The sequence below is a fragment of the Paenibacillus diazotrophicus genome, from assembly GCF_042610465.1.
Map to the genome: position 1 here is coordinate 1,979,101 of NZ_JBGJZN010000001.1, position 14,671 is coordinate 1,993,771.

Here is a 14,671-nt window from a genome sequence, read left to right on the forward strand (position 1 = left end):
GGTTCCCGCCAATGAAAAATACACCCAGCAGCGCTCCCCGGATGGGGGACCGCTGCTGGGTATATTTAATTATTGTAACTTGATATAGTGAAAAGTACTGCTTACGTTCATTCACCCTGGCGTAAGTGAATAATCAGATCATTCAGTCCGGCTTCGCGGATGCCATCCACGACAAGCTGTGCCATAAGACGTGCTCCCAGGATTTGAAAATGAGTGTTATCTTGTACTCCGGCAGAGTGGCATAGATACTCACCGGGATAACTCCACATGAACAAGTCCTTGCTACCCTCCGGACCGTAAGTTTCATACAGCCTGCGGCTTTTGGAAGCCAGGTCAACCAGTGGCACCTGCTCGTCAGCGGCTAGTTCCTGCATTGCCGCTAAATATTCGCCGTGGGTATCCACGATCAAGCCTGCCTGATCGAACCGCCGCCGGTGCATTGGAGTGACTAGCACCGGGTAGGCACCAGCGTTCCGTGCGGCCATAATCATCTGGAGCAGGTTCTCTTTATAAGTCGTGTACGGTTCCGTATGTCTGGCTTCATCGGGCTTCGAATCATTGTGTCCGAACTGGATGAAGAGGTAATCGCGTGGCCTGAGAACGGCACTGATCTCCTGGAGGTGGCCTTCCTGGATGAAGCTGCGCGTGCTGCGCCCAGATAAAGCGCGGTTATCTACGACAACCCCGGATTTGAAGAAGAGCGGAAGCAGCTGCCCCCAGCCCGCGTAGGGATAACCCTCCTCTCCCTGGTCGGTTACAGTTGAATCTCCAGCGAGTACAATCGCCAACGCCTCGGTATCCTCTTGAATCACAAGTGTGTTAATCCGCGGCGCCTGTCCCGAAAAGGACAGGCTTAGCTGCCCTCCGCTCACTCTAAGCGCGAAGGCTTCATACAAAGCCTGGCCTGCCGGAACGTTCAACGTTTCAAGGACATATTTGCCATTGCCCGGTCTAACTGTGGTAATGGTGTCAGCCAGTATATCGCCGACCAATAGCGTGACCCGGTAGATGCCATCCGGCATATCCACCAGAAACTTAGCCTTCTGCGGAATACAAAAGTCTCCCACGAGAGTATCATCACCACCCCGGAATCGTCCAAACACAGATGAACCGGGAGTGAAGCCAAAGCCCTGCTCAGGACTGTAAAGGCTATCCGGCTTCACTTTGGTGTAGCCGGGTGCCGCAGCCTGTATGCCAAAATCAAAACAATAACTTTTCACAGGCGAAGCGCATCCTTTCCCCATGCATGCATATCTAGCCCTTAAGCCCGCTGGTGCTGATGCCATCTACGATCTGCTTCTGGAAGATGAAGAAGATCAGCATAACCGGTGTCAGGCTCAATACGGACATGGCGAACATCGGCCCCCAATTGGATACGGACTCACTGTCCAGGAACATTTTGAGGCCCATGGACACGGTATACTTGGACGGTGAATTCAGATATAGCACTGGTCCCAGCAGATCCTCCCAACGCCAATAGAAGGAGAAGATTGCTGCTGTTGCCATCGAAGGACGGATCAACGGAAGGATGATTTTGTAATACAGTCTGAACTTGCCGCACCCGTCGATGGTTGCCGCTTCATCCAGTTCACCGGGAATGGTGCGGATGAACTGCAGCATAAGAAAGATGAAGAATGGAACTCCGAAGAACTGCGGAATTACAATCGGGCGGATGCTGTCCAGCCAGTTCAGCTTGGTATAAATAATATATTGCGGTACAAGCACGACGTCAGCCGGCAGCATCAGTGTCATCATCATGATTCCGAACCAGAGACCATGACCGACAAATTTATTGCGGGCAAAGCCGAAAGCGACCAACGATGAGGAAAATACTGCTCCAATTGTAGCTACGATAACAATTACAAACGAATTTTTGATGAAAACACCGAAAGAATAACCGGCTACCCCTTCCCAGCCTTTAGCATAGTTCCCCCATTCCCAGGGATGCGGAAGCAGGGTCTTAGCCGTAACAAACACCATACGGCTTTCCTTGAAGGAGCTCATGATCATCCATAGAATCGGGTAGAGCATAATGATGGCGAGCCCGCCGATAAGGATGTGATAGATCGGCCATTTGATTTTATTCTTCGCCATGACTCACTTTCCTCCTCCCGATTCGTAGAAGACCCATGATTTGGAGGTCTTGAACAGAATACCTGTCATAATGCCGACCAGCAGCAGCATCACCCAAGCCATAGCCGAAGCATATCCCATGTTGTTGAACATGAAGGCCTGACGGAATAGATACAGGGAATAGAGCATCGTGCCATCCATTGGTCCACCCTCGCCTTTAGAGATGATATAGGCAGGAACAAAGGTCATGAATGCACTGATCGTCTGCATAACCATGTTGAACAAGATGACAGAGCTGAGCAGCGGCAGCGTGATTTTGAAAAATTTACGGAAAAAGCTCGCCCCGTCCACACTCGCGGCTTCGTACATCTCACCTGAGATATTCTTCAGCCCGGCCAGGAATATCAGCATGGAGGAGCCGAATTGCCAGACTGACAAAGTAATCAGCATGAACAGTGCGGCATTCGGATTACCAAACCAGCTAACCGGTCCAAGACCAAAGAAGCCAAGCATGCCGTTGATAATACCGGTATCACTAAAAATATTACGCCACATGATGGAGACTGCAACACTTCCCCCGATGATAGAAGGCAGATAATACACCGTACGGTAAGCTCCCACCATCTTGGATTTTGTATTCAGAATCATCGCGACGAACAAGGCGAAACCCAGCCGAAGCGGCACTCCGATGAACACATACAGCAGCGTAACCTTAAGGGAATGTAAGTATTTCGGATCGCCGGTGAACATTTTGACATAGTTATCCAGTCCTATCCAGCGCGGCGGAGCGAACAGATTATATTTAGTAAAAGACAGATACAGTGATATGACCATCGGCACCAGTGTAAAACACAGGAAACCGATAATGAAAGGACTGATAAAGGCATACCCCGTCAAATTTTTGCGCAGCCGCTGACCCAGCGATTTTTTCGCTCTATAAGTGCCAGGACTTACGGTAATGGGATTACTTAAGCCCAATGTTCTCCAACTCCTATCCAGTTAAATTCACAGTATGGCAATCACCATTTTAGCGGTTCGCAAGAATCTCGCTGGCTTCTTTGCGGAACTGGGTTGAAGCTGCTTCTGGTGTAATCTGGCCAAAGTTCATCTGCTCTGCAAGGTCAGTCAGCAAGGCTACCACTTCAGGTGAACCTACAGGAGGACTCATCGGTGAAGTTTTCGGCTCCATATCAGCAACGAATTTGAATACCTGTTTGCCGGAGTCTGTTAATTCTGTAGCAAGCGATTCCTTGATTTTACTCGAAATCGGTACGCCGCGTTCGCCCTTGATCAGCTTGTTCGCCTCAGCATTATTGGTCCAGAAATCAATAAACTTGGCTGCTTCTTCCTTGGCTTTGGAGTTCGATGTGATCGACCAGTACATGCTCGGCTGCATATACAGACCTTTCTCCATATCCGGACCCGGCATCGGGGCCAGTTCCATCGGGCGGTTCACCGCGATTTGAAGCGCGACATATTGGTTGGACCACTGCCACATACCGATTCCAGTTCCTTTGACGATGTCAGATTCTTCGATAACGCCTTTATTCTGACTCAGCTTATCTTGCGACGGTACTGCCCCTTTGGCAATCAGATCAGATGTCATCCCGAAAAAATCAGTGAACAGCGCATCGTCATCATACCCGAGAGCAGAGCCGTCTGAATTATAGAGTGACAGGCCTTTAGTACGCAGATAGTAGTTGAAGAAAATATCCGCGGCCATCGAGGAGTCCATGAAGAGTCCGGCATCCTTGGCTTTCATGGCAATTTCTTTGTATTGATCCCACGTCCAGTTCTCTTGAATCGAATCTACACCGGCTTTCTTCAGCAACGCAGGATCATACTGGAACCCGAGTACGTTAACTCCCAGCGGAATACCATATTGTTTGCTGTCGATAACACCGGTAGAGAGGACATTCTCATTCACATCCCCCACCTGAATCGTTTTGTTCAGGTAAGGCGTCAGATCCTCCAGTTGGCCGTTTGTGCCGTATTGATTAATATAAGAAACATCCATTTGTACGATATCAGGGAGGCGGTTAGCTGCAGCTTGGGGAGCAAGTTTTTTCCAGTAATCATCAAAAGATGCATATTCCGGTTCGATCTTCACATTAGGATTCTGGGCTTCATACATATCAATGACCTGTTGGGTATACGAATGACGCGTATCGCTGCCCCACCAGGCAATCCGCAGGGTTACGGGATCTGACGAGCTGGCGGCCGTTGCTGCAGCTGGCTGGTTGCCTGCTGCGTTTGTGGCAGCCGCATCCTTGGCGGCGTTATTGCTATTGTTGCCGCCGCATCCTGCCAGTATAGACAGCAGCATCGGAACAGCCATTAATGCGAATCTCTTTTTCAATTGGATATCTCCCCTTTTAGTGAAATGAGTAGGAAGTCCAGTTGTTCTGGTAACGCTTCCATGAATAGATTTTCTCAAATTCCGCCGCTTTCTTGAATACAAAAAACCGTCATCTTTGTTCAATAATCAGGTCCAAGTGTTCAATCAATCACTGAGGCTTCATAAAGTCAGTCGGCGTCATCCCGGTTACCTTCTTGAACACCTGACTGAAATACTGCGCGTTGCCGCCAAATCCGTACAGCTCTGCAAGCTCAAATACCTTCACATCACCGCTGCGGGTAATATGCTCAGAGGCCTTGCCGATCCGATAATTAGTGACATAATTCGAGAACTTCTCGCCGGTCACTTTTTTGAATATTTTGCCGAGATAGTCCGGATTCATATATAGCATCTCTGCAGCCACCGAACCGAGCGACAGCTCCGAGTTCTGATAATCCGCCTCGATGATCCGGAGCATTTTATCTACAATGGACGATTGTCGGGTCACAAAATGGCGGTCATACATTCCAGTAAGTCGTTCTGCCGCCCTCATAACAAAACCTTTGAGATTGCCCAGCGTACCCAGCTCTGCCAGCTCTGCCAGCCCGGAAGTAAAGCTGCTGCGCTCGTCTGGAACGCATAAACGGATCATAGCCGAATACAGCTGAAGCACATAAGAACGCGTTACATTCATATCATAGCGCTGGTCTGCAAGTACGCTAAATAAGCGGTCCAGCTCGTTCACCACTGCATTTTGATTCCCGGCTTTGATCAGGAGACAGATCTGCTCCTCTTGCAGATCTATTTCGCCATGACCGCTAAGCTCATCCTCGGGAATATCGCTGCCAGTGATCAGACTGCCTTCTTCCAGATAAAAGCGGTGGCTCATGCACTGCAGCGTCTGCCTGAACAGACTGCGCGACTCACTCATCCTTCCCTGGTCGCTGACAGCGGTCGTAACATGGATTTTATAAAAGTTAAAAAATACCTCCTTCACACTTGAAATCCGCTCAAGCAGATGTTGCTGAGGGACTGCTTCTTCCGGCTGCTCCAGAAGAATCAGAAGTTGTGATCCGATATTTGTGCTGAGAAGCACCTCACATAGCATATCTTGGGCGATATTTTGCAGGGCGAACAAATGCTCATACTCAAAGGAATCCTCCAGCTTGAAAAGAATAAGCCGGACGTTTTTGCTGCCCAGCTCAATGCCGAACAGCTCCTGGTAATAATCCAGGTCATGGCTGCCATACATCTTATTGGAGATCCATTCCTTTAGAAATTGTGTTTTGACATGCGGCAGCACCTTGGTAAGGCGTTGTTTCATCTCGGTAACAAATTGCTCACGGCGGCTCTGCTCATCCAGTTCCTGCACAAGCTCCGTCAGCGCTTCATGAATCTGCTGCTCATTGCAGGGTTTCAGCAGGTAATGCCTTACTCCATGCTGCATGGCGCTGCGGGCATAATCAAAATCTTTATAGCCGGTCAGCATGATGAACTTTATCCCGGGATACTTGCTGCTGCAGCGGTCTACAAGCCCAAGTCCATCCAGCCCCGGCATGGAAATATCAGTGATTACAATGTCCGGTTCCAGCAGCTCAATTTGTTCCAGCGCTTCAAGACCGTTGCGCGCCGTTCCCACCAGCTCGGTCCCTGCAAGCCCCCATTCCACCACTTGGGATATCCCCTCCAGAATCAGGCGTTCATCATCTACCAGCAGCAATTTGTACATGTCTTATTTCTCCTCTCCAATACGGGATATGCACATGAATCGTAGTGCCTTCTCCCGGTTCACTCTCAATGTCCGTTCCCCATTCCTGCCCAAAAACAATCTGAATACGCTCTGTTATATTAGCCAGCCCAATCCCTTCTCCACGTGTCTGAATGTTGCCCTGCTGCAGTTCACGGATGAATTCAGCCGTCATTCCCGGGCCGTTGTCACTGACCATCAGATCCAGTCCGCTTTCCGTCTTGGTGATGGTAATCGAAATAATACACGGCTCAATATTTGGCTCAAGCGCATACCGGATTGCATTTTCTACCAATGGCTGCAGCGTGAGCTTGGGAATCAGCGCATCCAGCAGATCCTCAGGAACATCCATCCTGAAATCCAGACGTTCCTCAAACCGTGTGCGCTGAATCGTTATATAGCTTCGGACGATATTCAGCTCCTTTTCCAGGGAGATCAGCATGTCTTTAAGCCCGATAGAACTTCGGAGCAGAAATCCCAGTGCCTCAACCATTTCAGAAATTTGCTTCTGCTTGTTGACCTTTGCCAGCCAATTGATGGATTCCAGCGTATTATACAAAAAGTGTGGATTAATCTGGGCTTGGAGCGCTTTCAATTCTGTCTCCCGAATCACCAGCTGCTTGGCATAATTCTCGTCGATCAGCTCCCGGATCCGCCGGATCATCATCTGGAAAGTCCGGTTCAATTGACTTACTTCATCCTGCGCAGTTTGCGAGACAAACCCTAACGCCTGCTCCTCAAGATTATCCAGGTCGCCCTTCTCAATCCGCCGCATCTTTTGTGTCAGCTTGGAGATAGGCCGCGCAATGCTTCGTGCCAGCCGGTATCCCAGCAGCAGCCCCAGCAGGAGGATACAACCGAAGATGACTACCACTAGTCTTTTGACAAAGGTGATCTGTCTGAACATTTCATTGAACGGTGTAGCATTAATGTAGGTCCAGTCCATATAAGAAGAATTCGTCTTGGCTACAAAATACGTGCCCTTGCTGTAGCTAACGGTTCTGTAGGATTCCTGGCGACGCACTTCCTCAGTCAGTTCCTGCGGCAGAAGGAACGGATTAACCGGGTAAATGGACTCTCCGGTACCTTTATCCATTACAATAACCTGGCTGCCATCCTCCGCTGTGCTGGTGCTGTCCGCAATAATGCGTTCGACGCGGATACGGATGACAAGGGTTCCCAAATGGTCCAGTGTGAAGGTAGACCCGGTGTACGATTTGATTTGTCGAATGGCCAGAAGTGAATTTTTGCTTCCCTGGGTGTACCATACATTACTGCCTGCACCTTCGATCGCGAGCGGTTTAAGCCGGTCCTGCAGATCTTGTGACAGTCCTTCCCTGTTCCCCGCAGTCATCACTCCGTCGTTCGCATCCAATATCATCATCGAATACACATATTTCTCCGCACCCGCAAAAGCCACGAGCCGGTTGATGATCTTGTTGTGGAGCAGCTGACGCTGATACGGTGAAGGATTGTCCAATAATTGGCGCAGACAGTTCTGAATCTGTTCATCTGATACAACTGTGAAGGATAGCTGCTCCAGTTCTTTCAGTTCGTTCTCAATGCTGATCGACGACATACCCAGCACCTCTGAGGCTTTTTCATAAATTTGATGGTCATAAATTCGATAGACATATTGGAGGAAGATCAGAGAGAACAAGAACGACAGTAGTAGTAAAAACGAAATCAGCATGATCATCTTGCTAAAAATTCCTGAATTCTTGAAAGCGCTCTTATTTCTATGCAACATCATGTCTCTCCCTCTGCTTTCTCATTCTGTTGTAAAATATGTACTTCATTATATATTAATCGAAAGCGCCTGCCATGGAAATATAAACCAAAAAAACTTGAATATCAGTCACATTTGACTGAAATCCAAGTTTATTTGCTTTTGCCTATTGGCAACTAACCCAACATCATCCGGTCATCCGCCAGCTTATGTCCGCTGATGGCCTCAAATTCACCAAGCAACCGCTCAACCGTCAGATCCTGCTTGCGGTCCTCATTAATATCCAGTATGATGCTTCCTTTGTCCATCATGATCAGCCGGTTGCCCAGACGTATGGCCTGTTCCATATTATGTGTAACCATAAGTGTTGTCAGCTTCAACTCACGGACAATGGACTCCGTGAGCCCGGTGATCAACTCCGCTCGGGCGGGGTCCAGTGCAGCCGTATGCTCGTCAAGAAGCAGAATCTGCGGATTCGTGAAGGTCGCCATGAGCAGACTCAGAGCCTGGCGCTCCCCGCCGGAGAGCAGTCCTACCTTGGCTCTTAGCCGATTCTCCAGACCAATACCAAGCCGGCTTAGCTGCTCACGGAAAAGGGTCCGGCGTGCAGCAGACACACCGAGAGACATACGGCGGCTCTGGCCTCTTTTGTAGGCCATAGCCAGATTCTCTTCGATCGTCATGTGAGGTGCTGTACCCGCCATAGGGTCCTGAAAAACCCGGCCAATCCAGCGGGCCCGCTGGAACTCGGCGAGGGAGCTGATCGGGCTCCCTTCAATGTGCACTTCCCCAAGATCCGGTTTCATCACACCGGAGATGACATTCATCAGAGTGGACTTGCCAGCACCGTTGCTGCCGATGACGGTCACAAAGTCTCCGCTTCGAAGCTCAAGGTCAATACCGAGGAGCGCAATTTTTTCATCCGGTGTACCCGGATTGAACAGCTTGGATACACGATTAAGCTTTAACATCGGCTGCGCCCCCTTTCTTGTTGTTCAGCGCTTCTTGCACCAGCTCCACACTACGTCTGCGCGCCATTCTCTTCTGCTTCATGAAACGCTGAACCGAAGGGAATACGAGTGCAATAATGACAATGATTGCAGTGATCAGCTTTAGGTCCGATGCCTTGAGCCAAGGAACCCGTAGCGCCAGCGCAACAACTATGCGATAGACGATGGAACCCAGTATGACTGCCAGCGTTGCCCGGAACACATTTCCCGCTCCAAAGATGGCCTCACCTATAATGACCGAAGCCAGACCAATCACGATCATTCCTATCCCCATAGTAGAATCAGCAAAAGCTGAATATTGGGCTACCAGCGCACCCGAGAGCGCCACCATTCCATTTGCCAGACTGATGCCGAGGATAGTAGTGGTATCCGTATTCACTCCGAAGCTTCGGATCATTCTGGAATTATCGCCAGTAGCCCGGAGAGCAAGCCCCAGATCGGTACGCAGAAACAGATCCATCAGAATTTTGACGGCAATCATCACAATGGGCATTACCAATAGAGGGTTAATAGAGGTAAATAAAGAATCTTCGCCCATGATTGAGACGTTAGGCTTATCCAGAATCCGCAAATTAATGGAATACAATGCGATCATCATCAAAATACCGGACAGCAGGCCATTAATCTTCCCCTTGGTATGCAGAAGTCCTGTACACATTCCCGCTGCCATTCCTCCGACAAGTGCACAAATTGTGGCCAGCCACGGCGAATAGCCGTGCGTAATCATAACCGCGGCAATTGCTCCACCTGTAGTGAAGCTTCCATCCACAGTCAAATCAGGAAAATCAAGAATACGAAATGTAATATATACACCTAAAGCCATAAAAGCATATAACAAGCCCATTTCCACGGCTCCAATTATTGAATCAACCATTGCTGACTTCCTCCTTCAAGCGGCAAGGGGCGCTCCTTTCGGATTCCCCCCATTGTTGTCATAATTATTGAATAATATTATTATCCGGATCAGCAACTTCAGCCTTCATAGCATCTGTCACTTCAATCCCCTGCGCCGCCGCAGCTTTGAGATTCATAATCAGGTCCAGCTTCTCCTGCATGGTCACCTTCATGTCCCCCGGATTCTTACCGTTTTTCAACACTTCCACAGCCATTTGGCCTACTTGGTAGCCATGATCATAGTATTTGAACCCGACGGTTGCAAAAGCCCCTTTTTCTACCGTATCCCGGTCAGCGGAGAAAAACGGAATTTTGTTGTCATTAGCAGTCTGAATGATCGTATCCACAGCGCTTACTACCGAGTTATCGAGAGTGATGTACAAGGCATCCACACGGCCAACAAGTGATTCTGCTGCCTGCTTCACTTCAGAGGTGTTAGTAATCGCAGCTTTAACCAGCTCGATGCCATGCTTGTCCAGCTCTTTTTTGGCAATATCAGCCATTACGACAGCATTCGGTTCACCCTCATTGATAATAAGGCCGAGTTTTTTGACCTTCGGGAACTGTTCGGCGATAAATGTCATCAGGCGTGTGATCGACTCAGGGTTGGTATCCGAAGCCCCGGATACATTGCCGCCGGGATGATCCAGATCGGTTACGATCTTGGCATCCAGCGGGTCTGTGACCGCCGCGAACAGAATCGGTGTATCCTTGCCCTCTGCCTGAACAACAGCCTGAGCCGAAGGTGTGGCGATCCCCAGCACAAGGTCATTCTTGTCAGCCGCTATCTTCTGGGCGATAGACAGATTATTGGATGAGTCTGCCTGGGCGTTCTCCAGATCCACCTTCAGATTCTCGCCTTCCACCAATCCAGCGTCCTTCAGAGCGGCGAGGAACCCTTCCCGTGTAGCATCCAAAGAAGGGTGCTCGACATATTGTGAGATAGCTATTTTGTAAGTTTTTGAATCCGCGCTCCCGGAATCAGCTTTTCCTGAATCCGCAGCATTGTTATTGTTGGAACCACAGGCAGTAACCGCCAGCAACGCGCTTAGACTTAAACCTAGCCATATTTTCTTTGTTCTCATCGTATAAACCCCTCTTCTTTTTACGAATTCAGCGCGTGCTTCAAGGGTAGCGTCTCAGCAGTAACACTTTCATCTTTAAAAGCATTAAAGCAAAATCAGCCACGAAGCCCGTAACTAAAAAGTAAATATAATATGCTTATCTTATATAAAGGTTCATTTTCCGTCAATCACTTATGACAGGACCACTTTTTACAATAAACGCACAATATTGGACTTTATCTTATTTATCTGGGTGATTATTACAGCGCTTGTCTTCTTCTCTTCCTACATAAAATAGGGCTCACTGTGCAAACTTATACTACAGTTTGAATATGGAGCGTGCCATTATGACAACAAACCGATCTGTAAAATCCATCACTGTCTCCGCTTTGTTGACTGCAGCAATTATAGCAAATAGTGCTTGCAGCTACGGCACAAGCGATCAGAAGCCAAAGGTCAATGCAGTCACGCCTGCCGGATCTCTTTCAGGCAGCTATTATGAAAAAGCTTCGTTCACCGATAAACAAGGTAAATACTGGATCCCTCTGAAACCGGCAGCCGCTTCTATCGGTTACCGGATGAAGGATGATACCGCCAGCGGGGGCTATGCCAAAATCGGCTATACCGATGTAATGTACATGCTTCATCCGAATTCAACCCAAGTATTCTCCTTGGGGGAAAAAATAAAATTGCCGGATGCTCCGATTCGTCGAAACGGTCAAATTTATATCACTCCTACTTCACTGTCAAAATTATTGCAGACCGAAGTCGGCTGGAACTCCCGTACCGGTGAGATCAACGTCGCTTCTCCCGCCGATAAGGAGCGTGCTGAACAGACTGGCAGACCCGAATCAGCCAATACTCTGCGTATCCAAAGTCTGTCCACTGCAGACAGCAGAGAACTGGTTGCCTATGCCAAAAGGTTTCTCGGCGTTCCGTATGACTTCGGCGCAGGACCATACGAGGAAACCAAGCGGTTCGACTGTTCCTCATTCACTCGCCATGTCTATAAGAAATTTGGTGTAGACCTCCCCCGTTTAGCTAAAGACCAGGATAATCGAGGCAGACGGGTAAGCCGCAGTGAACTGGAGGTTGGCGACCTGATCTTCTTTACAGTACCCGGACGTTTTGAGAGTGATGCGGTTCCGGGACATGTCGGCATATACATCGGAAACGGCAAATTCATTCATACCTGGGGTGATCCGGGTGTCCAGATCAGTGATCTGGATACTGGCTACTGGAGTAATGTCATGCTACACATGCAAAGAGTTCTTTAAACCGGCAACGCACCATCACGTAAAAATGCAAGGGGATCAGGACTCCGGGTAGCCGAAGTACAGACTCTCCTTGCATTTTTTACGGCCGGCTGGGTCATCCTGAGTTTGCATATTACTACCGGAACATTCCCCATAACCGGATCAAATGAAAAGTATTGTTAGGGTCAATCTTCTGCGCAATAACAAATTTAACAATTTGCTCTTCCTGCGTGGAGGTCAGCTTCTCCCCCAGTACTACCGAGGCATTTCGCACCAGTCTGCGCACCACCGCAGGATCCTGAAGCTCCTGTTTGGAGACTCCGTTGATCATATTCTTAATACGTTCTTTAACAGCCGGATTTTTCATCTTCAGCTTGATGCGATCCACTAGCTGGGGACTGATTCCAAATTGCTGATAGCCCACGCGCAGCACCTCCTGTCATATTCCAACCATTCACAGTATATGAGGGAGAGCTGGCACATGTGCCTAATTAATTAATCGATTAAGTCCCCTTGAAAAATCTGCTCATTCTGCAAATAGCTCCGCAGTGGCGCATAGTCATTAGAGGTCCAGAAGTCAGTTTCTTTCAGCAATCCTGCAGCATCATCTCTGGCTTGCTCCAGCACATCAAAATCAGCAGTCATATCGGCCAACCTGAACTCCGGAAGCCCGCTCTGCTTAGTCCCAAAGAAATCCCCCGGGCCCCGCAGCTCCAGATCCCTTCGAGACACCTCAAATCCATCGTCTGTATCGGTCATTGCCGTCATGCGCTCACGCCCGATCTCTGATTTGGGATCAGCTACAAGCACACAGAAGGAGGCGTGCTGGCCCCGTCCTACCCGTCCGCGTAACTGATGCAGCTGGGACAGTCCAAAGCGGTCTGCATCCATAATGATCATCAGAGTAGCATTAGGAACATCGACACCAACCTCTACCACCGTTGTGGAGACCAGCAGTTGAACCTCATTACTATAAAAAGCACGCATGATTTCGTCCTTTTCCCCAGGTGTCATCCGTCCATGCAGCAGCCCTACCTTGTAATTGGGAAAAGACTGCGACATTTGAATATGCAGGTCAATCGCGTTCTGCACATCCAGCTTTTCCGATTCCTCAATGAGCGGACAGATTAGATAGGCTTGTCTGCCCTGATCGATCTCACGGCTGATCAGCTTCAGCACCCTCTCCATCAAGTCCGGTTTTACCCAATAGGTTGTGATCGGTACACGTCCCTTAGGCCGCTCAGAAAGTGTGGACACGTCCATATCTCCGAAGACCGTAATCGCAAGTGTACGTGGTATAGGCGTTGCCGTCATGGTCAACACATCCGGATTGTAGCCCTTGCGGCGCAAAATACTGCGTTGGTTAACGCCAAAACGATGCTGCTCATCCGTGACCACCATTCCCAGCCCCCGAAAAAAAACATCCTCCTGAATCAAGGCATGCGTACCCACCACAATATCGAGCATTCCCAATTGCAGGGAGGCTAACAGATCCTTCCGTTTGCGTCCGGTGACGCTTCCTGTCAAGAGACCGACCGTAATCCCAAATGGCTCAAACATCTTAGTGAGTGAACGCATATGCTGCTCTGCAAGAATCTCAGTAGGTACCATCAGCGCTCCCTGAAATCCTGATTTCACTGTGGCATACAGGGCAATTGCTGCGAGTACTGTTTTACCGGAACCCACATCCCCTTGTAAAAGACGATTCATGCAATGCGGAGAACGCATGTCCTGCAGGATTTCCAGCTCCACGTGCTTCTGAGCATCGGTCAGTTCAAAAGGCAGGCTGCGGACAAACTGCCGGACCGTGGCATTGTCTACCGTATGCACCACTCCATCCATTCTGCCGCGGTTTAGCACCCGGAAAGCCTGTACCTTAAGCTGGAACAGAAACAGTTCTTCATATACCATCCGCCGCCGCCCCTGCTGGCCTTCCCGCGTATCTTCAGGCCGATGGATGGTGGCAATAGCCCGTTTGCGGGACATAAAATCATATTTACGTATAATCATCTGCGGAAGAATTTCCGGAATCAGCTCACCATACTGCTGCAGGCCCTGATGAATCATTTTGCGTATCCAGGACTGTGTTATCTTGCCCCCCACAGAATAGACCGGCTGCAGGGTGCCGATTTTGCCTTCTCCCCGATCAGTAAATTCATAATCCGTAACAGTGATGGCGTTACGTTTCTGATCCCATTTGCCGGTTATTACAATTTCACGCCCCACGGTCAGCTGCTCACGTACATAATGCTGGTTGAACCATGTAGCTGTGAACATCCAAGGCTCTGCTACCATTTTGCAGCTCAGTCGGGATTTACCCCCAAAACGCTGCAGGACAGGTATACCGATAACCTTCGCGACAAGCGTAGCCTTATCACCGTGTTTGATCTCACTCAGTGAGCGGGGGCGGAAATCATCATAGCGGAATGGATAATACTCCAGCAAATCCTTCACTGTAAAGACGCCAAAGGCGTGAAGCTCATTTTGCTTTTGAGCGCTCACGCCATTTATTTGTTTCACTTCGATTGAATCCAAAGATAGTCCCATATTCATCCCCTAT

12 protein-coding genes are annotated in these 14,671 nt (G+C 49.2%); 1 reads left to right on the forward strand and 11 read right to left on the reverse strand.

From position 1 onward, the window contains the following. Window positions 1-107: 107 nt before the first annotated feature. From ACAN54_RS09000 to ACAN54_RS09040, 9 genes are all read right to left on the reverse strand, one after another. Window positions 108-1,220, reverse strand: a complete 1,113-nt coding sequence (locus ACAN54_RS09000) for a rhamnogalacturonan acetylesterase (RefSeq protein WP_379153171.1) — start codon at window positions 1,218-1,220, stop codon at window positions 108-110. A 34-nt stretch (window positions 1,221-1,254) separates the two neighbouring features. Then, a complete protein-coding gene (locus ACAN54_RS09005; RefSeq protein ID WP_379153173.1) occupies window positions 1,255-2,094 on the reverse strand; it encodes a carbohydrate ABC transporter permease in 840 nt (279 codons plus the stop codon). A 3-nt stretch (window positions 2,095-2,097) separates the two neighbouring features. Next, on the reverse strand, window positions 2,098-2,994 hold the full coding sequence (locus ACAN54_RS09010; RefSeq protein WP_379154183.1) for a carbohydrate ABC transporter permease: 897 nt from the start codon (window positions 2,992-2,994) through the stop codon (window positions 2,098-2,100). A gap of 106 nt (window positions 2,995-3,100) precedes the next feature. Then, a complete protein-coding gene (locus ACAN54_RS09015; protein WP_379153175.1) occupies window positions 3,101-4,432 on the reverse strand; it encodes an ABC transporter substrate-binding protein in 1,332 nt (443 codons plus the stop codon). A 148-nt stretch (window positions 4,433-4,580) separates the two neighbouring features. Continuing rightward, window positions 4,581-6,140: a response regulator transcription factor gene (locus tag ACAN54_RS09020; protein ID WP_379153177.1), complete on the reverse strand. Its 1,560-nt coding sequence runs from the start codon at window positions 6,138-6,140 to the stop codon at window positions 4,581-4,583. Then, window positions 6,115-7,908, reverse strand: a complete 1,794-nt coding sequence (locus ACAN54_RS09025) for a sensor histidine kinase (protein ID WP_379153180.1) — start codon at window positions 7,906-7,908, stop codon at window positions 6,115-6,117. Before ACAN54_RS09025 ends, ACAN54_RS09020 begins: the two co-directional genes overlap by 26 nt. A 155-nt stretch (window positions 7,909-8,063) precedes the next feature. Then, entirely contained in the window at window positions 8,064-8,858 is a 795-nt protein-coding gene (locus tag ACAN54_RS09030) for an ABC transporter ATP-binding protein (protein WP_379153182.1), read from the reverse strand. Continuing rightward, a complete protein-coding gene (locus ACAN54_RS09035; protein WP_379153184.1) occupies window positions 8,845-9,771 on the reverse strand; it encodes an ABC transporter permease in 927 nt (308 codons plus the stop codon). The genes ACAN54_RS09030 and ACAN54_RS09035 overlap by 14 nt, the downstream gene beginning before the upstream one ends. Before the next feature lie 64 nt (window positions 9,772-9,835). Then, window positions 9,836-10,876 (reverse strand): ABC transporter substrate-binding protein, encoded by a 1,041-nt coding sequence (locus ACAN54_RS09040; protein WP_379153186.1) that lies wholly within the window; start codon window positions 10,874-10,876, stop codon window positions 9,836-9,838. Between the two features lie 326 nt (window positions 10,877-11,202). Here ACAN54_RS09040 and ACAN54_RS09045 point away from each other — a divergent pair, with 326 nt between their 5' ends. Beyond that, window positions 11,203-12,132, forward strand: a complete 930-nt coding sequence (locus tag ACAN54_RS09045) for a C40 family peptidase (RefSeq protein WP_379153188.1) — start codon at window positions 11,203-11,205, stop codon at window positions 12,130-12,132. A gap of 115 nt (window positions 12,133-12,247) precedes the next feature. Here ACAN54_RS09045 and ACAN54_RS09050 read toward each other — a convergent pair whose 3' ends face one another. Together ACAN54_RS09050 and recG are read right to left on the reverse strand one after the other, a co-directional pair. After that, on the reverse strand, window positions 12,248-12,535 hold the full coding sequence (locus ACAN54_RS09050) for a stage VI sporulation protein F (protein WP_379153190.1): 288 nt from the start codon (window positions 12,533-12,535) through the stop codon (window positions 12,248-12,250). A gap of 71 nt (window positions 12,536-12,606) precedes the next feature. Next, window positions 12,607-14,658 carry an ATP-dependent DNA helicase RecG gene (gene recG, locus ACAN54_RS09055; RefSeq protein WP_379153192.1) on the reverse strand — a complete coding sequence of 684 codons (2,052 nt, stop codon included), beginning with the start codon at window positions 14,656-14,658 and terminating at the stop codon, window positions 12,607-12,609. Window positions 14,659-14,671: the final 13 nt, after the last annotated feature.